This is a genomic window from Bosea sp. RAC05 (assembly GCF_001713455.1).
GTDB lineage: Bacteria > Pseudomonadota > Alphaproteobacteria > Rhizobiales > Beijerinckiaceae > Allobosea.
In genome coordinates this window covers 125322-150516 of record NZ_CP016463.1, presented here as the reverse complement: position 1 = coordinate 150516, position 25195 = coordinate 125322, and the positions used below count along the sequence as shown (strand labels likewise).

Annotated in this window: 25 protein-coding genes; 14 read left to right on the top strand and 11 right to left on the bottom strand. The window is 61.7% G+C overall.

Annotation, left to right across the window (positions count from 1 at the left end; genetic code table 11):
* Positions 1-143 precede the first annotated feature (143 nt).
* From BSY19_RS00770 to BSY19_RS00750, 5 genes are all read left to right on the top strand, one after another.
* Positions 144-446, top strand: coding sequence for a hypothetical protein (locus tag BSY19_RS00770; RefSeq protein WP_069052405.1), 303 nt, complete (start codon positions 144-146; stop codon positions 444-446).
* Positions 446-940 carry a hypothetical protein gene (locus BSY19_RS00765; RefSeq protein ID WP_069052404.1) on the top strand — a complete coding sequence of 165 codons (495 nt, stop codon included), beginning with the start codon at positions 446-448 and terminating at the stop codon, positions 938-940. The genes BSY19_RS00770 and BSY19_RS00765 overlap by 1 nt, the downstream gene beginning before the upstream one ends.
* A 122-nt stretch (positions 941-1062) precedes the next feature.
* Positions 1063-1878 carry a hypothetical protein gene (locus tag BSY19_RS00760; protein WP_069052403.1) on the top strand — a complete coding sequence of 272 codons (816 nt, stop codon included), beginning with the start codon at positions 1063-1065 and terminating at the stop codon, positions 1876-1878.
* 34 nt (positions 1879-1912) lie between these two features.
* Positions 1913-2461, top strand: a complete 549-nt coding sequence (locus BSY19_RS00755; RefSeq protein WP_069052402.1) for a hypothetical protein — start codon at positions 1913-1915, stop codon at positions 2459-2461.
* A gap of 147 nt (positions 2462-2608) precedes the next feature.
* On the top strand, positions 2609-3412 hold the full coding sequence (locus BSY19_RS00750) for a hypothetical protein (RefSeq protein ID WP_069052401.1): 804 nt from the start codon (positions 2609-2611) through the stop codon (positions 3410-3412).
* Positions 3413-3424: 12 nt separating this feature from the next.
* Here the strand turns inward: BSY19_RS00750 and BSY19_RS00745 are convergent, their stop codons facing one another.
* Positions 3425-4777 carry a hypothetical protein gene (locus BSY19_RS00745; protein WP_069052400.1) on the bottom strand — a complete coding sequence of 451 codons (1353 nt, stop codon included), beginning with the start codon at positions 4775-4777 and terminating at the stop codon, positions 3425-3427.
* A 253-nt stretch (positions 4778-5030) separates the two neighbouring features.
* Between BSY19_RS00745 and BSY19_RS00740 the strand changes: the two genes are divergently transcribed.
* Both BSY19_RS00740 and BSY19_RS00735 read left to right on the top strand, forming a co-directional pair.
* The gene (locus BSY19_RS00740; protein ID WP_150129349.1) at positions 5031-6515 is read left to right on the top strand and encodes an exonuclease domain-containing protein; all 1485 of its coding nucleotides are present in this window, start codon (positions 5031-5033) and stop codon (positions 6513-6515) included.
* Entirely contained in the window at positions 6512-7432 is a 921-nt protein-coding gene (locus BSY19_RS00735) for a hypothetical protein (protein ID WP_150129348.1), read from the top strand. The genes BSY19_RS00740 and BSY19_RS00735 overlap by 4 nt, the downstream gene beginning before the upstream one ends.
* Here the strand turns inward: BSY19_RS00735 and BSY19_RS00730 are convergent.
* Complete coding sequence (locus BSY19_RS00730) at positions 7413-7754, bottom strand: hypothetical protein (protein WP_069052397.1); 342 nt, start codon at positions 7752-7754, stop codon at positions 7413-7415. The genes BSY19_RS00735 and BSY19_RS00730 overlap by 20 nt on opposite strands.
* A gap of 379 nt (positions 7755-8133) precedes the next feature.
* On the opposite strand from BSY19_RS00730, the gene BSY19_RS00725 reads away from it, so the two are divergent.
* Positions 8134-10881: a putative Ig domain-containing protein gene (locus tag BSY19_RS00725; RefSeq protein ID WP_069052396.1), complete on the top strand. Its 2748-nt coding sequence runs from the start codon at positions 8134-8136 to the stop codon at positions 10879-10881.
* 187 nt (positions 10882-11068) lie between these two features.
* On the opposite strand, the gene BSY19_RS00720 is transcribed toward BSY19_RS00725, so the two are convergent.
* The 3 genes from BSY19_RS00720 to BSY19_RS27255 form a co-directional block, all read right to left on the bottom strand.
* A complete protein-coding gene (locus BSY19_RS00720) occupies positions 11069-12148 on the bottom strand; it encodes a sigma-70 family RNA polymerase sigma factor (protein ID WP_069052395.1) in 1080 nt (359 codons plus the stop codon).
* Between the two features lie 396 nt (positions 12149-12544).
* Positions 12545-12799, bottom strand: coding sequence for a hypothetical protein (locus BSY19_RS27260; protein WP_150129347.1), 255 nt, complete (start codon positions 12797-12799; stop codon positions 12545-12547).
* On the bottom strand, positions 12796-13011 hold the full coding sequence (locus BSY19_RS27255) for a hypothetical protein (RefSeq protein WP_150129346.1): 216 nt from the start codon (positions 13009-13011) through the stop codon (positions 12796-12798). Before BSY19_RS27255 ends, BSY19_RS27260 begins: the two co-directional genes overlap by 4 nt.
* Positions 13012-13241: 230 nt before the next feature.
* Here BSY19_RS27255 and BSY19_RS00710 point away from each other — a divergent pair, with 230 nt between their 5' ends.
* On the top strand, positions 13242-13655 hold the full coding sequence (locus BSY19_RS00710; protein ID WP_150129345.1) for a hypothetical protein: 414 nt from the start codon (positions 13242-13244) through the stop codon (positions 13653-13655).
* Positions 13656-13666: 11 nt separating this feature from the next.
* A complete protein-coding gene (locus tag BSY19_RS00705; RefSeq protein ID WP_069052392.1) occupies positions 13667-14314 on the top strand; it encodes a hypothetical protein in 648 nt (215 codons plus the stop codon).
* 18 nt (positions 14315-14332) lie between these two features.
* On the opposite strand, the gene BSY19_RS00700 is transcribed toward BSY19_RS00705, so the two are convergent.
* Together BSY19_RS00700 and BSY19_RS00695 are read right to left on the bottom strand one after the other, a co-directional pair.
* Positions 14333-16585 (bottom strand): hypothetical protein, encoded by a 2253-nt coding sequence (locus BSY19_RS00700; protein ID WP_069052391.1) that lies wholly within the window; start codon positions 16583-16585, stop codon positions 14333-14335.
* Between the two features lie 73 nt (positions 16586-16658).
* On the bottom strand, positions 16659-16838 hold the full coding sequence (locus tag BSY19_RS00695) for a hypothetical protein (protein WP_069052390.1): 180 nt from the start codon (positions 16836-16838) through the stop codon (positions 16659-16661).
* Between the two features lie 80 nt (positions 16839-16918).
* Between BSY19_RS00695 and BSY19_RS00690 the strand changes: the two genes are divergently transcribed.
* Positions 16919-17653 (top strand): hypothetical protein, encoded by a 735-nt coding sequence (locus BSY19_RS00690; RefSeq protein WP_150129344.1) that lies wholly within the window; start codon positions 16919-16921, stop codon positions 17651-17653.
* 9 nt (positions 17654-17662) lie between these two features.
* Here BSY19_RS00690 and BSY19_RS00685 read toward each other — a convergent pair whose 3' ends face one another.
* The 3 genes from BSY19_RS00685 to BSY19_RS00675 all read right to left on the bottom strand — a co-directional run bounded on the left by BSY19_RS00685 (position 17663) and on the right by BSY19_RS00675 (position 20178).
* Positions 17663-17953 (bottom strand): hypothetical protein, encoded by a 291-nt coding sequence (locus tag BSY19_RS00685; RefSeq protein WP_150129343.1) that lies wholly within the window; start codon positions 17951-17953, stop codon positions 17663-17665.
* Between the two features lie 117 nt (positions 17954-18070).
* Positions 18071-19141 carry a hypothetical protein gene (locus BSY19_RS00680; protein ID WP_069052387.1) on the bottom strand — a complete coding sequence of 357 codons (1071 nt, stop codon included), beginning with the start codon at positions 19139-19141 and terminating at the stop codon, positions 18071-18073.
* An 8-nt stretch (positions 19142-19149) separates the two neighbouring features.
* Positions 19150-20178, bottom strand: coding sequence for a hypothetical protein (locus BSY19_RS00675; protein WP_069052386.1), 1029 nt, complete (start codon positions 20176-20178; stop codon positions 19150-19152).
* 207 nt (positions 20179-20385) lie between these two features.
* Between BSY19_RS00675 and BSY19_RS00670 the strand changes: the two genes are divergently transcribed.
* The 3 genes from BSY19_RS00670 (at position 20386) to BSY19_RS00660 (ending at position 22890) form a co-directional block, all read left to right on the top strand.
* Positions 20386-20865 carry a PH domain-containing protein gene (locus BSY19_RS00670; RefSeq protein ID WP_236840363.1) on the top strand — a complete coding sequence of 160 codons (480 nt, stop codon included), beginning with the start codon at positions 20386-20388 and terminating at the stop codon, positions 20863-20865.
* Positions 20866-21046: 181 nt separating this feature from the next.
* On the top strand, positions 21047-21817 hold the full coding sequence (locus BSY19_RS00665) for a DUF6088 family protein (RefSeq protein WP_083247297.1): 771 nt from the start codon (positions 21047-21049) through the stop codon (positions 21815-21817).
* The gene (locus tag BSY19_RS00660) at positions 21814-22890 is read left to right on the top strand and encodes a nucleotidyl transferase AbiEii/AbiGii toxin family protein (RefSeq protein WP_069052384.1); all 1077 of its coding nucleotides are present in this window, start codon (positions 21814-21816) and stop codon (positions 22888-22890) included. Before BSY19_RS00665 ends, BSY19_RS00660 begins: the two co-directional genes overlap by 4 nt.
* On the opposite strand, the gene BSY19_RS00655 is transcribed toward BSY19_RS00660, so the two are convergent.
* Positions 22891-23829 carry an AAA family ATPase gene (locus BSY19_RS00655; protein ID WP_083247296.1) on the bottom strand — a complete coding sequence of 313 codons (939 nt, stop codon included), beginning with the start codon at positions 23827-23829 and terminating at the stop codon, positions 22891-22893.
* Between the last annotated feature and the right edge of the window lie 1366 nt (positions 23830-25195).

Genomic DNA, 25195 nt, shown 5'->3' with positions numbered 1-25195 from the left:
CCGCCTATGGATCGAATATGCAATCCATAAGCGAGTTCAGATCGCAGCAATCCCCGGGTTGATTAACGGTGCATTCCGAGATTGCCGTGGCTTCAATCTTTCGATGCCACAGGATAGCGTCGAGGGGTGACAGGAGATGGGAAATGAATAGGCCGATTATCGAGATCGCCGCGCCGGTCATGGAAGGGCTGGCGCGGATCGACATCAAGGACGCTCAGCGCTCGGACATGCTTCATCTCGACCACGAAGAGGTCGTCGAGACACTCGCCATTGGCGACGAAGCGCTCCTCGACCTGATCCTGGAGAATTGCGGTTCTGACGGCGTCGAGATCCTGAAGTCTGCTGCAGATGCCGGCGTTGGGATCAACCTGGATGGGCACGACGTCGAGGCGGACGTTCTGATGCGCTCGCTTGGGCGTCTCGAAGCGAATGGGAACACGCTCTGATGGTCGACTTCGCGAAACTGAATGCCGAATGGCGCGCGGCAATGACCCCCGAACAGCGCGAGCGCGCCGATCGGATCGAGGCGGAAATGGCTTTGATCAAGGCGACGTCGCGCCCGATCACAGCCGAGTTCGAGCGCCTCGGCTGGAAGACGGCGCCCGGTGGCCTGGCTGCGATCAAGAGCGGAAAGCGCGTCGAGCGCGAGCGCCATGTGGAAAGCCGATACACGCGCGAAATCAGCATCCAGATCGAGCCTCGTGATGGTGGAGCGCGCGAGGTCATCCAGTTCTGCGGTGCCGTGACCGGCTACGAGGCCTTCGAACTGTCGACAGATCTGTGCGGACAGATCGTGGGAGCGCCGACCGGCGATCGCTGGTACATCTGCGCCGGGACGCCTGAGCGCTATGACGCCTGCTCGGTCGCAACATCCGATGTCGTCGCCTATCTGCGCGAGATGCGACCCGACCTGGTCGGTAGTCCCAGCCCCAGCCTCTGACAGCGCGATAAAGGATCTGCTGAGCGATCCTTGCCAAGGTTACCTTGCGTGCTATCCAATGCCTGTCCGGCTCACGCAACCGATAGCCTGATTCACAAACTCATCCGGAGTAGAGGTCGACCATGGGCAGTCTGACGACATGGTTTGCCTCAACTGCCGCGGCGATCAATCCAAAGATCGCTTCACATCGCAGCGCTGGTCACTTCGCAGCAAGCTTCCTGGCCTTTGGCGCCTTCGTCATCGCGACTCAGGCGGCTCTACCCGAGGGTGCGCGAACATCGGTAATCCTGCTGTTCTTCATCGGGTACCCGGCCGTCCTGCTGGGCGCAGCAGTGGCAGCAATTCGCCTCAATGCACCTGGGTTCGTCGCAGGCCCGGCCGCCTACACGATCGCCAGCATCGCCATCATCGGGCAACTGATGCCGCAGGCGTTGGCCCACGCTCGGCCTGATCAGGCAGTGTTTCGGATCCGCGCGCCGCAAGGCAGCCACGATATCGTTCTGGACGCCTCCAACGCCGAACGCCTGGCCAGACGCCTCGTGCAGGAAGGCAAAGCCCAGTCCGTCTTCTACGTCCAACGCCGCCGAATCCAGCGTGTCGTCGCGGCAAGCGTACCGGATTGCATTCCCGAACAGAGGTGCCTGACCAATCGCAATGCGTCTCCGGGCGACGAGCACATCGAGTATTCCAGCCAGTGGTCCCCGGCGGCAGGGTTCAACCGTGAAATCTTGCGGGAAAAGATCGATTTCGTGGGCACTGGAGGGCGAAGGACGCTAGCCGAGAAAACGACACTCGGTCGCCGCGATGTCCTGTTCATCGTCCCCATGCCGGTTTTCATCTTGCTGCCGTCGCTGGCATCATCGGGCCTCACAGGCGAGTCGGCGTTGCGCGATACCGCGCCTCTGCTGAGCGAGTTCTTCGACCAGGTTCGGCGCTGAAACGACAGGCGCACATCGGTAAGGTCATCTCTCTATGTCGAGTGTGCATTGGGCAGCCGTCGTCGCCTCGGGTTCCAGGGAAGATGTGGCCAGCTTCGCCGAAGCGGCCCGGTCCGGCTCAACCCCCTTCGCCCTCTCCAGCCTCGCACCCTTCCCGCCCAATCTCGACGAGCCCCAAGCTACTTTTTGGCGCGAGAGAAACTGGGGCTGCGCTGAGATCAGTCCCGATGACGTTCATGGCCCTTACGATCTCAATCTCGACGGATCGGCGCTGAGGTGGAACTTCTTCTGCTCGGGCTCACCCTGGCCCGTATTTGTGAATGCGAGCCTCCTTCATCCAGACCTCTCGATCGACGTCGTCATCGTCGAGCCCGATACGGGCATCGCCTGCGCCCGTCGCTACCACGCAGGAGCGCAGATCAAGGTCGTCGAGCTGTCTCCTGAGGCCTTGGGCGAGATGATGGATGAAGCAGATCTCACGGAAACGTACCCTGAGGCCGACGTCCTGGAGAAGCTCGTCGAAGCTCTTTCATCCGGACCAATTGAACAGATGTGTTCCAATTCATCCCTTAAGCCCCAATAAACTGGGGCACGGCTGTGTATCCTGACATGATTTGTCAGCAAGAACGGCCGTCCGGATGAAATTGGCCCCATAAGTTCCTAAGCCATCTTGCTGCATGCAACCTTTCCGGGAACAAACGAACCTAGCCGGCTATTCGCGGAGAGTTCGTTGCCTCGCCAGTTTTTCGACCAGTATTACGACTTGATTGCGAGGCGAGGGGAGGCTGCTGCGCTTCTGCCAGAAGTCGTTCTCGGCAACAGCCGCTCGCATTCGCTGATTTATGTCCCCTTCGAGCATGTCAACTCGGCGGCGAAAATCTGCTTCGTCGGCATCACGCCTGGCCCCAATCAGATCAGCGATTCTTATGCTGCCGTACGCAATTTGGCATTGCGAGACGAGCCTCGCCAGGACATCCCCGAGCGCGTGAAGCGATACGCAGCGTTCGGTGGCCCCGCGATGCGTCCCAATCTGCTGCGGCTGATCAATGGGACGGGCCTGTCGGATCTCCTCGAAATCAGCGATGCAAGTCAGCTCTGGGGCGATGCATCGCACCTGATCCACTCGACATCCGTGGTCCCTCACGCGGCTTTCAATGCCAACAGCAAGCCATTCAACGGCTCCTTCGAGGAGGTTATGCGCTCTCCTCTCCTGAGGGAGAGCTTCGAGCTCGACTTCGTCGCCAGCCTGCCTGCTCTTTCCGATGAATGCCTCTTCGTCGCGCTTGGCCCGACACCGCTCGACGCCCTGCGCTGGTGCGTCGAGCGCGGGCATATCGCTGAAGATCGCCTCCTGGGCGCCTTCCCGCACCCGTCGAGCAATGGTGGATCGCAGACCGACCTCTACCTCGGGACCAAATCGATCGAGGACCTCAAAGATCGCGATCCGGTCCGGCTGCGGGGATATCTCATCGACTGGGCATCCGAGCTGCGACAGAAGATCGAAACCCTCAGGTCCGCGAATCCGCGGCCCTGAGGGGCTTCCCGATCAGGCGGGCTTCGGGCCAGCGGTTGGCCTCAGGTCGAGCGACGCAGCCAGTGCGGCAGCCTGCGCACCGACATCGGGACTTACCCCGCTGACGAAGGCCAAAACACCGACAGCATCAAGCCTGGCGAGCCATTCGAAGGGCACACTGCCTGCATTGTCGATCCAGATCATCTCGGGATCCATCCGAATCCCGCTTTTGAAGCGCTGCTCGAAGTCCTCGCTTGCTGCGTCCAGGATCATGATCCTGTAGCCGGCCTCGGCCATCAGCTTCGCAGCACGGGAGGCTGTATCGACGTCGGCCAAAACGATCGATGCCTTGCTCCAGAACTCGAACCCTCCCGGCCGGATCTCGTCGAGCGCATAGGGAGAAGCAGAGTGTCTCACGAGCTCCATCTGACCGACGTCGGCTCCATTCTCGTCGAGGAGCTGAACTCCTGGCGCCAGATCGCCATACCCGGATTTCCTGATCCTCTGATCAAGTCGCGCCAGTTCCTCGTGCGAGGCGCCTGACATCCAGTGCGCCATCAGCGCCAATCCAGGTATCGCTTGCTCGCTGAATTCTTCGAGACCGGTGTCCCAAAACGAGAGAGGTCCGACGGACTTGAGGGATGTTGAAATGGTGAGATGGTCGCGCTTGTCTGCGACGTAACGCTTGCCAGTCGGACGAAGGGTCAGTGGATCGATTTCCTCGTCCCACGTTCTGCAGATGGCTTCCATGAAGGCTTTGATCCGCGGACGAAAGGTCTCGTAGATCGCATCTCCCCACTCGACGTCATGCTTGGCCGCTGCGGCGAGCAGCCAATCGCAGAGAAATCCCGCGATCAACGGATCGTAATCGGCATGGCGCCCGAAAACGGCCGCCAGTCGGCCGGCGACGTCGACCTCGTCGGAGTAATCCTCAACCAGGTTGGCAATCATCCCGGTCATCAGCATGCGCCAGCGCAGCAGGAAGGCCAGCTGGGTGTATTTCTGCCGAGGCGTCAGCGCTTGCCAGTCCCCTGCGGGCTTCTCAGCAAAGAAGGCCTTCTGTCCGACAGACAGCACCTCTTCGAACGATGGCCCAGTGACCGCAGCCAAGCAGCCGGCGGCTGCAGATCCGGCAAGTCCACCGTCGATATTCGTAATCCCAGACAGAACCTCCAGCCGCTCGGCAAATGCGTTGGGATCAAGATCGCGCAACCTGACTTCAGAATGAGCCACAGCCTTCTGCCAGGCTATCAGCGCGGCATTGCTGTTGAAGCCGAGTCCCAACGCGATCGCTTCGGCACGATGCGACGATTTCGCTGCTGGGATGCTGGCACCGAGGAGCGTGCGCATGCGCGCAAGAAGTTGAGCCGAGACGATGATCTGCATGGCGGACACCTTTCCACAGAGGCTCTCGGCTGCCGATTCCGCGAGGCCCCCACTGGTCGGGTAGCCGCAAAACCATGGTCTCGAAGTTCAAAACCCGTCTAACCCGGCAGCAGGTTGGGTGGGCGATACCTGCAATCAGCATGCCTGAGGCGCTCGACGATTTCAAGAATTGATGGCACGAATCGAGATGTGATCCACAACGTGGTTTCGGATCATCCTTGGGCGCTTGCCTGCACACCCAGACAGAGGCCCCATGGCTGATCGCGATCTCTTCGAAACGGCTCCCACCGGCGGCCTTGCCGCCTTGAAGAGAGCAGACGCTTCGATGCCAGCAAACGACGCCCGGCCGGCACCCGTGTCCGACCTGGTCTGTTACGATGCCGAGACGTCCGATGCGGATGTCCGGCATGGTCAGATCCTCCAGTTCGGAGCGGTCTCGGCCGACGCCAACTTCCGGCCCTGCGCCGAGACGCAGATCAGGATCCGGCGCTTGCCCTACATCGTCCCGGCGCCAGAGGCACTGTCTGTCACGGGTTTCGACCCATACGACCTCGATGACCCATCGCTGCCGACTGAATTCACGGCGGCCCAGCAGATCCGGAAAGCGCTGGCTGTTCCCCATGGCGGGACGCGAATCTTCCTGACCTTCAACGGGATCCGGTTCGACGATGAGATGATCAGGACCATGCTGGCGCGCAACCTGCTGGACCCATGGGTCACATCTGGCCGGGGCAATCGCCGCGTCGATGTTCTCTCTCTGCTTCAGGTCGTGAATGCAGGCGAGCCTGGTGCGATCGCAGTTCCACTCGATCTGTCGACCGGCAAGCTCAGCTTTCGCCTGGGCGCCGTAGCCACGGCAAACGCGATCGACATCGTCGCTCATGATGCAATGGGAGACAGCCGCGCAACGCTCGACCTCGCGCACCTGATCCACACGCGCTGCCGTTGGGCCTGGGACGTCGTGCTCGCCTGCGGCAATGCCGATCTGGTCGAACGCCAACTCCGGGCCGCATCAACTGGCTCGATCGTGTGGGCCTTCTCGCATTTCGGCGAAGCGGACTTGGCACCGTGCCTGCCAATCTGCGCAGACGGAGGGCGCCGGTGGATCCTCGCAGATCTTCGACATGCTCCGAGCGCCATCCCGTCCAGCCTCGACGATCTCGGCCCGCTCAGTTTCGGGCGAAGCACGCCTCTCAAGGTCATGAGGGCAGCCGCAGCCCCTGTCATCATTCCCGGTCATGAGATCGCGCGCTTTGGAGCGTCCGTGACCGATGATCTCATGGCCAACGCTCAGGCCTGGCGGGATGCAACAGCGACGCGTGAACGCATCACAGCTGCTCACCAGAGCCACAGCTACACCGATCGAACCGACCCGACTTCAGAGGAACGGCTCTATGACGGCTTCTATGGGAACCAGGACAAGCAGGCTGTCAGTCGCTTCATCGCCGCTGCAAGCTGGGACGAGCGCTCTCGCATTGCATTCCAGGACCCAAGGCTGAGCGACTACGCGGCGCGCCTTGTCCTGACCAATCTGCCCCCTGGAACCGAACTCGACGCACGCCTGGACCAACTCTCGGCCAGATGCGCTTCGGCACTTGCCCGGCCATTCGCCGGAAAGGACAGCCGTTGGATGACCATCGATGCAGCAATCGACACAGCTGACGCCCGCTGGATTCAATGGGCAAGCGAAGCGTTCCCCGCTCTTGGACTCAGCCCGCCGGCCGGGGTTCGCCCGTGACCGACCCCAAAGGCTTGCCAGCCTTGTTCGATGTGATGCCAGGTGTCCGTCGGCCGACGACAGGTCCAGTTGCCCGAATCCATGAACCACGGATCCGCACCCTGCTGCCTCGAGGCTTCGGCGGCGAGTGGCCTGGGCCGGGTTACATCGGGCTGAACGTGCCGCGATCATCACGAGCTGCAGCGCTGGCGCTGGGCGCCGGCCATGACGAATACCAGCGCTTCTTCGTCGCGCGCAGCCAGGCTGTCGACCCCAAATGGCAGCCTTACCTGCCGCTGATCGCCCGCAAGCACTTCAAGCCTCTGTGCGTCGACATGATCCCCGAGAGTTCGTTTGGGGCGTCCTTGAAGAACCTGCTCACCGATTCCAGCTGGAACGAGATCAGGCGCTCGTCCTACCACGCCTCAGGAACCGTTTGCCTTTGCTGCGGCGAGGGCAGTGGGGCGCTGCAGTGCCACGAGGTCTGGGACTTCGACGATCAGCCGGCGGGCGATGGGTGGCAGACGCAGAGGCTGAAGGGCCTCCTGGCGGTCTGCGGCCCCTGCCACATGATGTTCCATCCCGGGCTAGCGAACATCCGCGGTCTGTCCGAGGACATTCAGAATCGCCTGCGGACGATCAACGTCTGGTCGTCGGACGAGTACAATCAGCACGCCCAGCACGGAAACCGCATGCACGCGATCCGCAGCCGCGTATCCTGGCGGCTGGATTTCAGCGATTTCAAATTGCCCGAGCTTGAGATCGACCCCCAATGGCAGCAGGTCGATGACGCTGGGACCTTCTCGCGCACCCTGCCAATCGGCCGTTGCGTGACGCGTATCACAGGGGTCGCCTACCGCTACAAAGGAAAGCCCCGCATCCCCGGTGAAAGTCCGGAAACGCGGGGCTTTGATACGATCATGCGGCCCGGCGTGTGAGGCCGGTCCGGCTGGTGCGACCAACCGGACTGAAACGGCGGCTCGCACCCTCCCGTCCGCTCTTGAGGCGATGCCCGACCGTCACGATTTTGCCCGCGGATCCCAGGACCACGTAGACATCGAGGTGCTCCTCGATGGCCTGGTAGCCTTCGTCGCCGAGATAGCGCCGCAGTGACTGACGGCTTTTGCGATCCATCTCGACCACGACCGCCCCAGCGTGATGACGTTCCCGGCCGAAAGTCGTCACGTGGTCGATGACGTCGAGGGGAATCGCGCGATTGCGCTGGCGGTGCTGTGCGTGGCTTGAAAGCTGCAATTCCATGACGTCCTCCTGCGATCCGAGTGATGTGCTTCCGCATTAAAGGAAAGATGGCGCAATTCAATAGAATGGGGCGTGCAACCAAGGACCGTGCCTAAGGCCGCCTTACCAATTCAAAGATAGTTCGATTCGGGCCAAGGACCGCCCGCCTATTGGCTCCGCTGGCGAGCCTCTGGGCCCAGACCTGGCTGGGGATTCGAGTTTAGCGATCAAATTGGTGGATATCGGTATCGGGCGAAGTGACGTGTTGATCCTTGGTGTCTGATCACGCTATCTTTGATCATTCCATTGTGGGATGCTTGAGGCGAAGTTCAGAGGTCGGATAAGGCCCTGATTCAATCTCCTGGGTAAGCCACAATCCATTGCCAGAGACGGACTCGCCATGAACTACCTGAAGCACGGACGCATCGCCCTTGCAGCCGTCATGTCCCTGACAGCCGTCATTCCTGCTGGATCCCAGGAATCGAGCTACTACTACCGGCAGCTGAAGTCCGGCCCGACGGGCACGGCAACGCCGCCGTCAGAGAACTCCAGCCCCCTGGCATTCAGCCTCGCAAGCCAGATGCCGGCCGAGGCGATGACCGGTGTCTCGATCCCGCAGGTGAGCTGGACGCTTTCGGGGGGCAAAGCCCCCTATTCGGTGACCGCGACCGGCGCGCCATCCGGACTGGGCGCGACGTCCGTCTTCGGCGGCATCCCCACCCAGGCCGGCGATTACACGGTCACACTCACGGCACGGGATTCGAGCTCGCCCGCAAAGACGCAGTCGATCTCGCGCCCGATCACGGTTTACGCTCCGCTCAACGCTATTCCCAGCGCAACCCCGCAGGGCACAGCCGTCGTCGGGCAGCTGATCTCGCCGGTGAACATCGTCGCCAGCGGCGGCAAGCAGCCCTATGCCTTCAGCGTCGACGGGGCGCTGCCTCCCGGCGTGAGCTTCAATCCGACGACAGGCGTGCTTTCCGGCGCGCCCAGCGCTCCCGGCACCTATTCCTTCCGTCTTCGCGCGGCTGAGGCTTTCCAGCCTGCCGCGATCATCGCCAGCGACCAGTACACGATGGTCGTCTCGGCGGCGGCGATCACGTTCGATGTCTCGCAGGCTCCCCCGAGCGAGGTCTTCGTCGGAGCTGGCTTCTCGACGCAGCTGTCGGCCGGCGGCGCCCCCGGACCGTACGTCTATTCCGGTTCGGATCTGCCTCCCGGGATGTCCGTCAGCGGCAGCTCGTTCAGTGGCACGTTCTCCACGGCAGGCACCTACACCTACCGCCTGAAGGCGGACAACGGTCAGAACGATGCGACCCGCCAGTACACGACCGTCGTCTACGCGCCGTTCTCGGCCTCGCTGTCGGGTGTCCCTCAGAGCGACGTTGTGGCCGGCACGCCGATTACCAGCGTGACGCTGACGCCGATCGGAGGCAAGGAGCCCTATACCTACGGGACGACCGGATCTCTGCCGTCCGGCGTGGCGTTCTCCAATGGCGTACTGTCGGGAACGCCCACGACCCCAGGCCTCTACAGCTTCGGTCTGAGCGCATCGCAGTCCTTCGGCAACACGCCTGCGTTCACCACGCCGACGTTTACGATGAACGTCGCGGCTGAACCCATCACGCTGACCTTGGCGCCGACGCCGCCGACCGAAGTCATGGCCGGGACGGCTTTTTCAACAACCCTGTCGGCGACCGGCGGGCCGTCTCCCTACACCTACAGCGGAATCGATCTCCCGAATGGGTTCAGCCTCGCGGGTGGGACGCTCACGGGCACGTTCAACACGCCCGGCACCCAGAACTACTCGCTGAAGGCAGTGAACGCTCACACCGAGGTGACCAGATCCTTCGAGACGATCGTCCATGCCCCGTTTTCGGCGAGCCTGTCAGCCGCTCCGCAGTCTTCGGCTCTGACCAACCAGAACATCGCCCAGGTCTCGGTTCAGACGACCGGCGGAAAGCAGCCCTACGTCTTCGGCTCGACGGGCACGATCCCGCCCGGTCTGAACTACACGGGTGGCGTTCTGTCTGGCAGGCCCAGCACGCCTGGGACGTACACCTTCGTTCTGACCGCTTCCCATTCATTCGCCGGCGCCCAGACCATCCCGAGCGCCGAATACACGATGGTGGTCTCCAACCCGCCGCCGCTCGCGTTGGCTGCTCAGGCGCCTGTCGTCGAGCAGACCAGGAATGTCGCGATCACGCCTGTCCCCATGAACCCGTCAGGTGGCACGGCGCCCTACAGCTATACGCTGATCGGCACACCGCCTCCGGGGATTTCGGTCGACACCAACGGCCAGATGAACGGCGCTCCGACAACAGTCGGCTCCTACACCTTCCAGGTTCGCGCGACCGATTCGACGCCCGGAACTGCCCAGGTCCAGGATACGCAGCAGTTCTCGATGACTGTGCGTGAGCCCGTCAACCTCACCTCGACTGCCCTGCAACTGGCGACGGTCGGTACCCCGTACAGCTTCCAGCTGACGGCAACGGGCGGACTCGGGCCGTATACGTACCTGATCACTGGTCTGCCGGCGACGCTCAATGGCCCGACCTCTGGTCTGATCACGGGCACGCCGACCGAGGCCCAGAACTACACCAGCCTCGTCGTCAGGGTTGTCGACAGCGTTGGGCGGAGCCAGACAGTCAACACCGTGTCACTGACAGTCCAGCCGCCTCCGGCCGCGGCCATTCCGCGTCCGACCTCGGTCACTGCTGCAGGTATCGACGCTGGCCAGGGTCAGTGGGTGTTGGCTGCGGGGGCCAATGGCCTTTACGACGCCAACGATGCAAGCGGAGGGCGCTCGTTCGCTGGATACGAGAGCGGTGGTTTTCCGAGGGCTCTGTTCCAGTACAACTGGTCAACAGCCAACAAGGCGAACTGCGTAATCGTCGGCATCAACAACTACGGTGCACAGATGAGCTTTGCGATCTCGTTCAGGCTGAACGGCAGCCCTCTCGGAACTACGAGCTCCGTAACCATCCCCAGTGGTTTGAGCACACGTACGCTCCAGCTGGTCGGCGCGACCGGCAACCCCGATATCAACCAGCTTCTCCCGCAGGCCATGGGACCGCACACCAACTACCTGATCCACACCTTCAAGGCTGGATCATGGGACGGGTCGGTCTGCCAGACCTCGTCCTGATCGCTCAGGAGTTCCATCAAGGGCCGGCGCAAGCCGGCCCTTTTCGTTTGTGATCTCAGTGGCGTGCGGTGATCGTTCGGTCGATTTTATCTGCGGATCGTCAGGCCAATGCGAACCAACGCCGCTTCACCCACACTCATCCCGAGCAAGTAAAAATCCCCGGCAGCGATGCCGGGGATTTTTGTTCTTAGGCCGCTTTGCGCATCGCACTTCGCCTCGATCTGGCTGCGACGATGATCGACACCACCTGCTCGCGGTCGCAGCCGAGCTGACCTGCAATTCGGGACGCCGACATCCGCTTGGCGTGAAGTCGCTCAACCTCGTTTGCCACGACTGCAGTTTCACTGGCGCCAGGTTGGGCGCTGGATGGAGCGCGTTCAGCCGCGCTTGCAAGAACCCCGACAGAATCCCGATTGCTGGCGCTGCGCAGACGAAGGATTGATCGGCGCAACTCGCCCATCGCCTTGACCTCGATCTGGCGGATCCGTTCCCGCGTGACCCCGAACTCGATCGCGATATCCTCCAGAGTTGCCTTGTCGTCTGCGTCCGCCAAATACCGCCGCTCGATGACGTGGCGCGACCGAGGGTCGAGTCCTTCGACAGCCCGACGGACGATCATACGGTTGCGTTCTCCGTCGATGGCATGTTCTGCGGCTTCGTCTGGCAGCGGAGCCTCGTCGATGAGGAGATCGCCCCGCTCTGTCCCGGTGTCGTCATCACTCGCGGGCGCGTTCAGCGACAACTCCCCGGAGCTTGCCAGCACGATCACCTCGACCTCATCGATTGGCGCGCGCAACTCGGCCGCGGCGCGTTCCAGCACCTCGCGGTTGGAAAGCTCGGGGTGGCGGGAGGAGATCTGGGAGCAGACGGCGCGCGCCTTGAAGAACAGGCTCTTGCGCAGCTGCGATCTGGCCGACCTCACCAGTGACGCATGCTTGACCACGTATTCGCTCAGCCCGGCTTTGATCCACCAGGTGGCATATGTCGAGAAACGAACCTTGTGATCGGGGCAGAATTTTTCGGCCGCGGTCATGAGCCCGATCTGCGCTTCCTGAAACAGGTCGTCGAAAGGAACCCCGTAGTGCCTCAGCCTGATCACGTGTTTCATGACCAGACGCCCATGGGACCGGAGGATGACGTCGAGAGCGGCGCGATCGCGCGTCTCATGCCATCGCCTCAGCAGGTCGGCTTCGACCTCGGCGGTCAGATAGGGGGCAGTGCGAACCTGCTGTGAAAGGGCCAGGCTCAAGCCTTCAGTGGAGGACATCGACGACCTTCGGACGAATCCTTCAGCCGAGGACCGGCCTGCTCACATCGGATTCGCCAATCCATGGTCAGGCACACCCATGACTCCAACAAGCGCCGGATCAGCGAAATTCGACGCAGTAGCTTGCGCTGGCAAATGAGCCTGAGGGGCAGGTACTGCCTTGCTTCGGGAAAGCGCGCCTGGACTCAGATCGAAAGGCCTCGCAGCATTCGCCGGACGCGAAGTAGCCCGTCGGGCAGGTCCCGACCCGCACGATACGGTCTTTCCCGTTTTTGGGGAGGCAGTAGATCCCCTGTGCTGCCACAGCAGAGGCTGCCACCAAGAGCACGACAAACGATGCCAGCACGCGCATTCAGATCACTCCAAGCGGCCTGACCCGGACAGTTCGCTCCGTCATCAATGCAGAGAACTCGACCTGGTTTCGTCAGGTGTATCGAGGAGAGCCACACGATATCCGACGATGTCGTCATCGCTGCCATCATGCGTCCAGTTCAGCCGGCTTGCTCGCGCACAGCGGATGCGCTCACCGAAGGCCGGATTTGAAGGCCCGCGGTAGATCGGCCAGATCACAGCCTCATCGGTCTCCGGAGAATGATCTCCACCCTCCCAGGTTTTGAGCACGGCACTGTCGAAGTCAGGAAGGTCGCTCATAGGGCACCGAGCAGCCGGTCGGCCGCCTCGAGGCGCGCGTCGCTGACGCCACGACCCAGGCCTTCGCGATAGACGTTGACCAGTCCGGCGAGGTAGCCACGCTGATAGTCGCTGTCCGGCGGATCGTTGAGGAAGCCCTCGATGGCCTTCATTACGAAGGGCTCGACACGCCTGGCGTCGAAATCGATGACATTGGAAGAACTGGGGGCCATTGACTGTGATCTCTCGATGAATGTCTCGCAGGCTACGGAGGCTCGCGCGACACAGCAAATGGCGATCGTCGCAATCCACCAAGAACTGACCCTTGAATCCTCGCATCCCTGCTGACTTGCGAGAGACCGCGATAGCGTGAGCCATCATCAGGAGATCTCTCGCAATGCCCGGGTACAACGTCTCATTCGACGAGGCCTCGACCGACATCACCGCGGCCGAGACCGGCGGCGTGCCATTCGCGATCGCGAAGAAGGCTGCTCTGGAAGAGCTCGCCGGCGTCCTCGGCGATATCAACGAAGGCGATGCCAGCGGTCGCCTCGATGACGACCCGGACATGGAGACCACGATCGAGGAGCAATCGACCAAGATCGAAGCAACAACCGAGACAGACTACCGCCCAGATGCAATCGCGCTGACCGATGACCAGCAGAAGCTGGTCGATGCGCTCGTCGAGGATGGCGACGGGATCGGCTTCTACACCCAGATCGTCGACGAGACGATCAATGTCCCGGCGACCGTGCAGAGGTGGATCGACGGCGAAGCGTCACTCCAGGACGTCATCGACGATGCCGAGGAGTGCGGATACCACGAGAAAACGGTCGAGATCGCGAACCTCCTCCTTTCCCCGGCTCCGACAGTCTGAGGCTCACGACAATGGCGAAGGTCTCAGAAATCAATCAGCACGACTGGATGGCCGTCCGCACGACCTTCACCGACGGCACGAAAGCCAACATCACATGGAACTACGGCGGCGTTTCGGTGAGCGTCCGCCCGCTCGACCCGACCCGCAGTGAACAACTCGCTTTGATCGCGTCGCAGGCATGGGACCGAATGGCCGAGCCGTCCTATGTGCACACCAATCCCGGCAAACAAGCGAAAGCATTCGCAGAAGCTGCCAGGGCAGCGCTCTCGCTCGACCATTTCCTCGAACTGTCGCGAGCGGCTCTGCAGGTCACCGGTGAGCGACCCAAGCCCCGAAACGCAGTGGCGGCCCCGAGCACCGCAACCGTTGCCATGCGTTCGCTGAGAGGCGGAACGGAGTTCAAGCTGGCATTCCCGACCGGCGAACGCATCGAGCTCAAGATCAACAAATCCAGCGTGGGTATGCGCATGGATCCGCCGATCCAGTCCCGGCAGGATGAAATCCTGAGGGCCATTCTGACGGCCAAGATGAAGAAGACGCTCGACGACGAGGCCATCATCGAGATCGTACAAGCGACCGTGCCGGGCTCACCCGACATCGCCACGTGGCAGGACGAGTTCATTGCCGGGCTGAAGCCGGCGGCAGCTCCCAGGCCCTGAGGACGATGCGTGTCTCGGTCATCCCGGCTTCGGACCGGGATCCGCGCTGCTCGCCAGGTACTCCTTGCCTCCATAGCGGCGACCGGTCGTCCTGACGATGAGAAGCCCTCTTTTGACGAACTGGGGCGCCTGAAGCTTGATCGTGCGCCCGAACTGCCTCTCGATCTCCTTCGCGTTCCGCCACTCACGGCAGAACTCCATCAGCTCCCGAAATCGGGTCGCCGTCCGGGTGTCGCCATCAAGGATGACGCTGGCGACGACGGCAGGTGATGGCGGTTCGATTTGAGGGGCCTGGCCGGCAGCCGCCCAGAAGCTGAAGCCTCCAGCAATGGCCTCTGTCAGCACCCGCCGGTCGGCTGTGATCGCAACGAACGCCTCTCTGGACTGGATCGCGAAGCGGCTCCGGATCGCCTTCTCGCTGCGCCACTGGCTGCAGAACTGGACGACATCACGAGCAAGCACCGGACGCCGATACAACCCGGAATCCAGCACGATCTGGCCGAGCTCCTGCATTTGGCCGAGCGCTATCCCCATCAGAAGCTCGCTTCCCCCAAGCTCGTCGACGAGCCCTTTGAAGCCGATAGGACGGTACGCGATAGCGTCCAGAACACGCCTGCGCATCGCGGCCAGATCTTGAGGCGATACCCCCAGCTTGAGTGCGCGCTGCGCGCCCAGATATCGCACTGGGGTTCCGGCGTGACCGGTCACGAGCACCATGGCCGACGGAGGTACGGATGCCAGGATCTGGTAGATGCGCTCCCTCGACAGCCCGAGCGCTTTGGCCAGCGCCGGCATTGCTACAGGCTGGGTCATCCGATTCAGTGCTGCAACGAACTTCGCAGTCGCCACCCCTTCTCGACGTGCCCCATGCTCCCGTCTTGAGCGATGAATCGGAGTGTGTTCAAGCGCCATCTCCCCAGCCAGTGACTGCATCGTGGTGCGCTCGATTTCCTCATCCCAATCGCCGACTGCCCCGCTCCAGACGTACCGCGGTGCGGCCGCTTCACTGCCGTCGCGTTTGATGCAGGCCACTTCGCCGGCGCGCGCCATGTCCATGATGGCTTCGACGACACGGTTCCGTGGTTGCCCGGCCATCTCGACCAGCTCGTCGATGGAAGTCGGCTCGGCCATCAATTCGAGCAGGTCGCTCGTCGCGATCACCCCATGGTCGCCGTCGTTGGGGTCCACATGGTCGGGGAGCTTTGGATCGGGATGATCGCGAAGCGACACGCTGTAGGCGATGTGCTTGCTCGCCCTGACTGGCCCCTTGGCTTCATGGCCCGATCTCAAATCGACTGCTTTGACGATCGAGGCGTTGCGCCGCCCAAGTTCCAGGGCGGCGCATACGCGCCCCGAACTGAGCCCGGTTTCGGCTGCCCAACTCGCGACCGGCTTCCATTCGCCTCCAGCTCGAACCAGCTGCACCAGGTCTGAGATCCAGACGAGAGGGCGATCTGATCCTCGTGAGAGGCGCGGAACCGACAGCCTCACATTGTCGCTGTAGACGATAGCTGGCCGCTGATCCTGGAAAGCGTGGAACAGGGGAGGGGCCGACCGGAGGCCACGATCGATCAATTCGACCGCGAGTGCCTTCGGCATCTCCCACCATTGCCAGGGTATCAATTTGCCAGGCTTGTCGGTGGGTAGCGCGTCGAGTGCCTGAAGAAGCGCCCACAGTCTGTCGGGGCTGTTGCAGAAATTCCGTATGAGGAAGTCGTCGATGTCGGCCGGGGCGTAATCGACTGCAGCGACGTTGACCCTCGAATCCCATCTCGGCTCGCAGCGTTTCCCGTTCGGGTCGATGCAAGCCAGGGCGCCGGAGCGCATGCCGAAGCGCACGACCTTGAGGAGCGAAGACCTGGGCACGTCAGGTAGCGCAACCTCACTGATCGGGGTCCAAGCTCGCAACATCGCAGCCAACTCGACTGCCTTCGCCTCGACATCAAACGCTGGCAGAATGGGCTTTCGATACGAGTGGGCCGACGGGGCTGTCCGACCAGCACTTTCCGGCGACTTCCGAACAGCGGTTGCTGGCTTCGCTTCGCTGCCGGTTTTGTCGACGAGCTTGAGGTGGGGGCGAATGCCGTTCGGATAGGCTCGGCCATTGGGGTATCGAGCCAGCTCGACGATCTTCTCGCGCTTCAGCCGATTGACGGCAGAAAGGGCCCTCTTCCGGCCGGCCGTATCGAGAATACCGAGATCCGTGCAGATTTCGCTCAGGGATGCCTGCCGGCGAGCAATCTCAAGAAGCAGGGTCTCCCGCAAATCCATCTCAACATCCCTGCCGGGCCGAACCGGTGTCTCGCTGACCTTGTACGCCGCAGCCAGCGAGACGCCAATCTGGTTACCGCTCGTCGCGATCGTCGACCCGCTCGCAGCGGATCTGGTCGAGGACACCCTGGAAGCGGCGACGGTCGCCGAAAGACATGTTCTTGTCAGGATGAACGCAGCCGTTGGCTTTCCAGCCCTTGCACATGAGGCATCCGGCTCGCGCGTTCTTGGGACGCTTGCGCTTGTGGTTCATGACGATCGTTCTCCGGGTATGCCGGTGCGCCCCGATGGCGCCCGCATATGTTCCGAAGGCTGAAGATCAGAGCCATTGAAATGACCGCCCTATCCAGTGACGCAAAAGGATTTACGCCTCGATCCCTGAAAATCAAGTCGAACTCGATCCAGTTCCATCAGGAGACTGCCGGTCATTGCCGTGTCTGCCTGAAAGCGTTAATGCACAATCAAAATCGATCTTCGGAGATCACCATGAAACTGGCTGTCCACGTCCCGAAAATCGGATCCAAGGCTGCCGGTGTCATTGCTCCCCGTAGCGCGATCGTCTCCGATCCCAGCACGAACAATGAGCGCGGCATCCTTTGCTATTTCGAGGGCAACATCCTCGGCGCACCAAACATGAAGGCCTTTCACGATCGCATCTGCGTTGCTGCCGGGCGCCTCGAACAGGACTATCCCACCAAAGCCGTCGCTCGATTTCCCGTGGCGGACCTCGTGCCGGTCGCGCTTTACGACACAGCGCTCAGGGCGATCACGACCGTCTACAACGGAGAGATGCTCGCCAACTGGGCCGATGAGCCCTTGATCGAGATCACGGGCCGTCGGCTGCCGGCGGGCCAGGCGGAATGGGATCTCGCGATCATTGCCGCCAAGGGGGCCAGGCCTGTCGCGCATGGTCAGATCGACCATGTCCTGCCCTTCAGGACACGCGCAGGGCAGCTTTTCTTCTTCTACAACGATGGATCGAAGCAGGTTGAAGTGCTTGGGGACGACGATCCCCGGCTGATCCTGTTTTCGCCCGAAAGCGCTTCTGCTCCTGGTCTGCTCAGCTGAATTCCGGCGTCAGGCGCTTTTCTGGGAGCGCAGCTCGTTGCGACGGGCAATCGCGTTCGTCGCCGCCTGGGCCAGCGTCCGGCCGAAACCCAGAGCGTCCTCGGTCAGAAAGGGCGCCTTCGCGACATAGGACTTGTGGTCGATCACAGCCTTTGCTCCCGGCATGCGCACAAGCCAGGGCGACGGGCAATTGGGATTGTATTCGACAGCAAAAGTCATATCGAGCAGGATCGCCGGCACCTCGATTGGCGTCATTTCGATCTCTTCAGGGGATTTATTCCCGGGCGTGGCATCAGTCATCCAAGCGCTCCTTCCGTCAGGTCTGGATAGAAACGCCGCTGCATGAATGGGACAAGCGATCTCGACTGAAACAGCTCCTTAATCCACCATTCCATTATGGAATTTGGTTACCGCAGCTCAGAACGTGAGCGCGCCGAGCCCGTCGTCGTTTTGCGGGATGACCAGCTCTGGTGATTTTGGAGAGATCCGGATCCCGGCAATTCCAATTTCGAGCTCTCGCTCGATCTCGACGCGCTTGGCATCCTTCACTTTGTCCAGCAGGCCGGATGTCGCGAAGAGATCCAGCTCTCGCTCGATGGCCTCAGGAGCGTCAACGTTGTTCTCCCGAACCAGAACCAGCCCCCTGGAGAGCCTGGCCATAGCGTCGAAGCCTTCCGGAGGAATGGCCGGAAGGCAATGGCCCACAAGGCGCAAGAACCGGTAAGCAGCAGCTTCAGCGTTGCGCTCCTTCTCGAAGACAGACGGCACGAGGTCCTCGTCGTAAGCTTCGACGGCATAGGAGGTGAGGCTGGAACTGAACATCACCTCGCCACGGAACCGCTTCGCCAGAGCCGCTCCAAATTCGCAGCCGGTTTCATATCTCAAGGCCGAAAACATCGTCGAGCTCGGCGACCAGTGATTGTCGACCGTGAGCGAGCCATGCCCGCCGCCGTCCGGATAATAGACATGGAGATGGGGCGGGCCGCGGCGATCATGCAGCAGACCATCGACCAGAAGCATTTCCGAGCACATGGCCCTCACTTTGGCTTGGATCTCCTCGAGGCCTGAACTGATGACGCGGTCGACGTTGAGTGGCAGGGCATCGAGGATACCATCGGCCGGATAACCCCAAGGGCTGTTCCTCAAATGGTTCGGCCCATCCAGAAGCTTTCTGGTCTCCTCGACAGTTGCAATCTGCAGCAACTGCCCAACATCGGTGTGCAGAACCCAGCCTCGACCCTGCCTGTTTCCCAACCCTTCATGCTGAGCATAGAGATGCCCTTCGTGGGAGAGCCGCGAAAAGACGCGCTCAGGCTGGGCGCCGGTCGTCGCCCTCACGCGGACCGCTTCCACCAAGTCTGATCTGGACACGGACGGGATATCGACATCGATCTCGGCCTTGACGTGAATCGTCCGCTCAGTGCGGCCGCGCCGAATGACGCATTTGACCGGGTAAGCGATCGGAACCTTGAAAGAGAGCTTGTTCATGGGATTTCTCAGAGACCGGGAGTGATTTGGCCAAGACCGTCGTCTTCGACAGTCGGCGGCGCCGGATCGCTGGGCATCATGCTCAGCCCAACATTCGCCATGCGGACCTGGCGATCCATCTGCCGGCGCTCGTCGTGGCTCGGCTTGAAGAAGTAGTCCTGCGCCCCAAACGCATCGATCTCCGCGCAGAGCGCGCTGGAGATGTCGGAGTGACGCTCACGAGCCTCGTTTCGCAGCCGGGACAGGTTCGCCAAGGCTTCCAGGCCTTCCGGGCGCATGCGGGCCACGAACTCTCCCGCTTCTCGAAGGAAAGTGGACGCCGCCACATCGCACATCATCGCCTTCAGGGGCGTTGGAGGCAGCAGCTCGGGTCTCCAGATCCTCAGCCGGACCGCTGAGGCATAAGCATTGGCGAACGGATCGTGGACTTTGGCGAGATAGCATTCCTGCAGGAAATGCCGGGCCTCGACCATGCAATCGAGAGGGAAATTCCAATGCATGACGAGCGGCCGCTCCTCGACCGTCAGGGAGCAGTCATGCTTGCCTCCCCGCGAGGGCGACACGGCAATGGCCGGCACTGCAGCTCGCTTGTGAAGCGCCCCATCAACGCGAACCATCGCTCCAAACACGCCAGCCAATTGAGCCACGACGTCATCGCGGCCGTCATGAACGATCCGGTCGATTGTCAGAGGAAGATCGTCGACGATTTCGTCATCGAACGCCCATGGTGACCTGATGTCGAGAAACGACATGGCTTCCTGCAGCGAGAAGCCGGCCTCGATATCGGCCACGACCTCGCGTCCGCTCCGCAACAAGGTTGAGCGGTAGCACTCTCCGCCGAAGCCGATCACCCTCGTCGTGAAGGAGCGCACATCCCGATAGTCGATGTCAGCATCGACCGCGACTTCGCACTCCGACGCAGACAGGTCCGGGATCTCGAACTCGACCGCGTCCTGGCGGAAGAAGACCTGCTCCTTCCGGGCCCTTTGGCGAACGGCGGTCACCGGATAGGCAAACGCGACGCGTAGCTTGGTCATCAAGGATCTCTGCGTTTGCCAGAGATCGCTCCGGCTCAATCAGCAGAATCTCGCATCGGATCGTGAAAGGCGCAAAATCGAATGCATCGGATCGGTCGAATTGTGTGAGAGTGGCGACTCGCTGATACTGTCGGGATGACACGGAATCGCGAATCCATCCTTATCGATACCGCCTCCCAGCCCCTGTGGCTCTTCGCCTTGGACCTTGTGATCAAGCAAGCCTTGGTCGTGGGGGCAGGCTACCTCCTTCCGCGGATCGCACCTTCCATCGTCCCGTCCGACTTCGGATTATCGGGGGACATCCTCGGCTCGCTCCATCCAGCCCTGACGTTCGCGCTGCGCAACTGGGTGCCCGCGCTGATGATCCTCGTTCTCGGGGCCTGGTATGTCGGAGTCATGGCCGCCCCCTCCGTCCGCATCACCACCCAGCGCGTCATCCTGACCAAGGGCTTCTTTGTGCGGACCTGCGATGAGATCGAGCTGTTCCGCGTTCGAGATGTCGTCGCCAGTCAGACCCTGCTGCAGCGCCTGGCCGGGGTCGGGAATGTGACCATCGAGGCATCCAGGGACCTGAAAGCGGAAACCTTCGAACTGAGCTCTTTCGACCGCCCGTTCGAGATCCGCGAACTCGTCCGGGACGCCTGGGCCAAGGTCGGTCAGCCACAGCGGACGCTCAACGTCGACTGAGCTCGTGCCTTTCATCGGCGCGAGGCATTCTGAGGCTGTCGGCATCCCGAATTTCGGGTGCCTTCTGTAACAGATCTGCCCCGGAATCTTGCAGGCCTCAGACGTGATGACCGGCCCGTTAATTTCAGGTACGATCTGTAACAGAAAATACCCGAAATTCTCGCGCCCTCTGAGGCATCAAGTGTCTGACAACGAGATCGAAAACAACGAACCCAAGCGGCCTGTCGGGCGACCTCAGTCCCAGGCGCGTTCGACTATCGTCCGCCGCATCCGACGCGGCGCTGCAACAGGCCAGGTCTGGTCTCTCAGCGACTTCACGGATCTGGGTTCCCGCCATGCCATCGAGCGCATCATGCAGCGTCTCGTCGAAGCTCGTGACATTCAGGCAATCGGGCGCGGCCTGTTCTTCCTGCCGCGCAAGAACCCGCTGACAGGTCGCCTCACCAGCCCCGGGGCGGAGGCTATCGTTCAAGCGATCGCGCGGCGCGATGGCCTTCGCCTGGTCGGTGACGGGATGAGCGCGGCCAATGTGCTCGGCCTTGGAACAGGTGTCGGAGCCCAGTCGGTCTGGTTTGCCGATCGAGCGCGCGAGCCGCTGTCACTGGGAAACCAGCGCATCGAGATCCGCCAGGCTCCGAGCTGGCTGCTGAAATGGCAGGGCAGGCGGGCAGGCATCGTCGTGAACGCTCTCGCCTTCAACGAGAGTGCCTACCGAACCGGCTCGGGCTGGAATACCGCGGAATGCCAGGCTGGCCTCGATCGCCTCAGGCAGGTCGCAGGATCCGAGGAGGGTGCCGGCCTGACGACCGATCTGCGGCAGGGCTTCGCCGGTCTCCCGCTTTGGATGCAGGACTTCCTGCGGCCGCTCCTGAATCCCGACGCGCAGCCGGCCTGGACGAACGAGCTGCCCATTGACCACGACGAGACACCTGAAGAAGGCCCGCGCCCATGAAGGACTTCATCAAGCTCTTGAAGGCCCCAAAGCGCGATCGACTCGCTCTGTTCCAGGAGACAGCAATCCGTCTGGGTACCACTCCGGCCAATGTCGAGAAGGACCTGATGGTCTGCTGGACTCTGGACGCGCTCTACAATAGATCAAAACTTGGTGACACCCGCTTTCTATTTAAGGGCGGCACATCTCTGAGCCGCGTACATGGGCTCATTGCTCGTTTTAGCGAGGATTGCGACCTATCTGTATTCAGAGCCGATCTCGGAATACCTGTTAATGCTTCTGATCTTGTATCAATGTCTTCGAACGGACGCAAGCGCGTCCTTGAGGAGATCCGGCAGAAGTGCGGCGCCTTCATCTCGGGCCCGGTCGCCGACGAGATCGAACGCATCGCCAGGGAAGATTGCGCCAGGGCCGGCCTTGCGCCTGATGCGATCCGCATCATCCGCCAGTCAGACGACCCGGACGGCCAGACGCTCTATGTCGAGTATCCTTCGATTGCCTCTCAGCCTGGAGACTATGTCCGGCCGCGGGTGATGATCGAGTCTGGCGCCAAATCGGCTGTCGACCCTCACATCACCAATGTCACGATCGCGCCCTACCTGGCAGAGGAAGTCCCAGGCCTAAACCTGCGCGTCGGCAACATCGTCGCCATCGAGGCCGGCCGCACCTTTGGCGACAAGGTCGTCATCGCACACGGGATGAACCGCTGGGCAGCGGTGCGCGGCGAGGTCCTGAAGGGCGGCAACCGCATGTCGCGGCACTATTATGACCTGTACTGCTTGGCGAAGGCCGGGATCGCGGACCAGGTGCTCGCCGACGGTCACACCCTGCAGGACTGCATCGGCCACGCGCGGATGTTCTTCAACCGCACACCATTCGAGCTGGATCGCGCTGCCGCCGGTGAATTTCATGTCATGCCGACGGGCGACGTTCTCAAGGCTGCGCGGATCGACTACGAGGCGATGAAGACCATGATCTTCGGAACCCCTCCCGCTTTCGACGACATCCTCGAGGCCATCGACGACATCCAGAGCAAGCTCGACCATGAGCTCTCGCCGGCGCCGCTTCCCTGATCAGCTCAGCTTCTTCTGACCCTCCGCCCAGAGCACCAGCTCTGCCTGGATCGCTTCCTCGATGGTTTTCGGGTTTCCGAGCTCCGTTGCCAGGACGAAGGAGCGCATGACGTTGCGAGTGAACAGCTCGGCATCGGAGAAATGGTCCGGTGCGATCCGCCAGGCGACTTCGACCAGATCGGCCTTCTCTGGATCGGGGTCGTGACCAAAGCGCCGGAATTCGTCCAGCATGAACCCTGGAAACCGATCAAGCACCGGTCGAGGCAGCTCGATGCGGATGTTGAAGCGGCGCCAGATCGCAGAATCGAGCATCTGGGCGTGGTTGGTCGCCGCCATGCAGATGACATGAGACGGAACGTCGTCGAGCTGGACCAGCAGCGTCGACACAACCCGCTTCATCTCGCCCGACTCCTGATCGTTGTCGCGCTCGCGGCCCAGCGCATCGAACTCGTCGAAGAACAGAAGCGTCGGCTCGCGTTTGGCGAATGAGAACAGACGCAACAGATTGCGCGACGTCTCACCCGCCACCTTCGAGATCAGGTCGTCATAGCGGACCATAAAGGCCCGGATCCCGAGTTCGATCGAGATCGCTCCGGCGAGAACCGTCTTACCGTTTCCCGGAGGCCCAATCAGCAGAGCTTTGTGACGGGGATCTAGGCCAGCCTTCTCCAGCGCCTTCGCATGACGAACCTCTGTCATGAAATCACCGACGATCTGCTCGACCTCGGGCGGCAGCTTCAGCGACTTCAGATTCTTTTTCGGGCGGAGCGGGGACAACCCGATCGGCAGCTCGGTGTCGGTCTGGAACAGATCCTCGATCTCGCGAAGGAGAATGCTGTCACCGCTGCCGTTCGCCAGCTGCATCGCGTAATCACGCAGACGATCCGTCTCGCCGCGCATGCCCGCGCCGATTAACTGGAGAATCGTATCCCTATCCATCGTCACCCTTCCGATCAAAAAGGAGGGTCGAAGGATTCCATTTTTCAGTCAAGGATCAACAGCCCGAATGAGGCGGCTATCCTCCAAGTGAATTGCTGTTCGGTTGCGCTTTCTGTCTGTTCGCCCCAGCGAGGTCTGCATCGTGCCACCTCTGACCAACCGAGCCTTGCCGAAGGCTCGATCTTGCCGACGGCTCGACCCATCCATGTCTCGATGCCTGAGTTGGCACCAGAATGTCGCGGAACCGACCTGGAAACCCAACTCCCGCGGAAATGCCACTCAGAATGCCTGATGCCTCACAACCTCCTACACCTCATCAGAAGGCGTAATTGCCCCTGTACGAGCTTCTATGACGGTCGTTTTTCCGGAACTCAGCTCTGTCTTCGATACGTCGGCTGTCCGAGCGTGGTCACCCCTGCGGAACCCTGGTGAGCCCGCGCACGCCTGCCATGGACTTGGCGGACATTCTGATCTGCCCCGCCGGCCGGCGCACCGCTCGCTTCAGCCAGACCGCGGCGCCTATTCCGAGGCATCGCCCATCGCTGCCATGGTCATTCATGGCGAACGATGGAGGAAATGCGAGGGGAATGGCGATCGCTCTTTTTCAACCGAAGCCCACCCTTGCCCAGAGGACAGTGAACCAGTGAGCGACCCTGCCGCCACTCTGCTCTAATGAAACTATCGTTTCAGTCACAGCCATCTGGATGAAACTCTCCATTCAGCACGGAGAGCCTATCGAGAAGCCGCCGACACCCGACGCCGCACCGCCTGCGTTGTCCCTCAGGAATCGCCGAGATCTCTCCCTGCGTGCCAGTCCGGCGTCAGCCACCTCCGGTTTTAAGGGGCTTGGAACTGGGGTGGATCGACAGATATCCCGGCTCAGCAGCATGCTCGGGTCTGACCCGAGCATCTCTTGCAAGGGCGCCTGCACCAGTACGCTGCCTCTGCGCGTCCCGATAGCACCTGGGCCGTTTGGTACTCCCGATGCCAGAAGGTTTGTCGCCGGACATGGCCCGACGACAGGGGCCCACCTCGCGAGGCACTCCACCAACGCGTGGGAGGACCCCATACCGGGCGCCAGGGGGCTCGAACAGCCGGATCGAGGGGGTGTCGGAAAGTGGACCTAAGGGGTGTCGGAAAGTGGACCTAAGAAGCCGCTCAACCCCGGCAAAATCGGGGCCCGATTCGCAAAATCGGCATTTCCAAGCCCATCCGAAGCCGCTTAGGTCCAGAAAACTGACAGCGAGGAGACCTATGGATGAGTTCTTAGGTGCAGTTTACTGACAGGCCGCATCGCTTAGGTGCAGTTTACTGACAGCCAAAGCGACTTAGGAAGCCGCACGCCCGGGTTCAGGGCTTCCGTGAC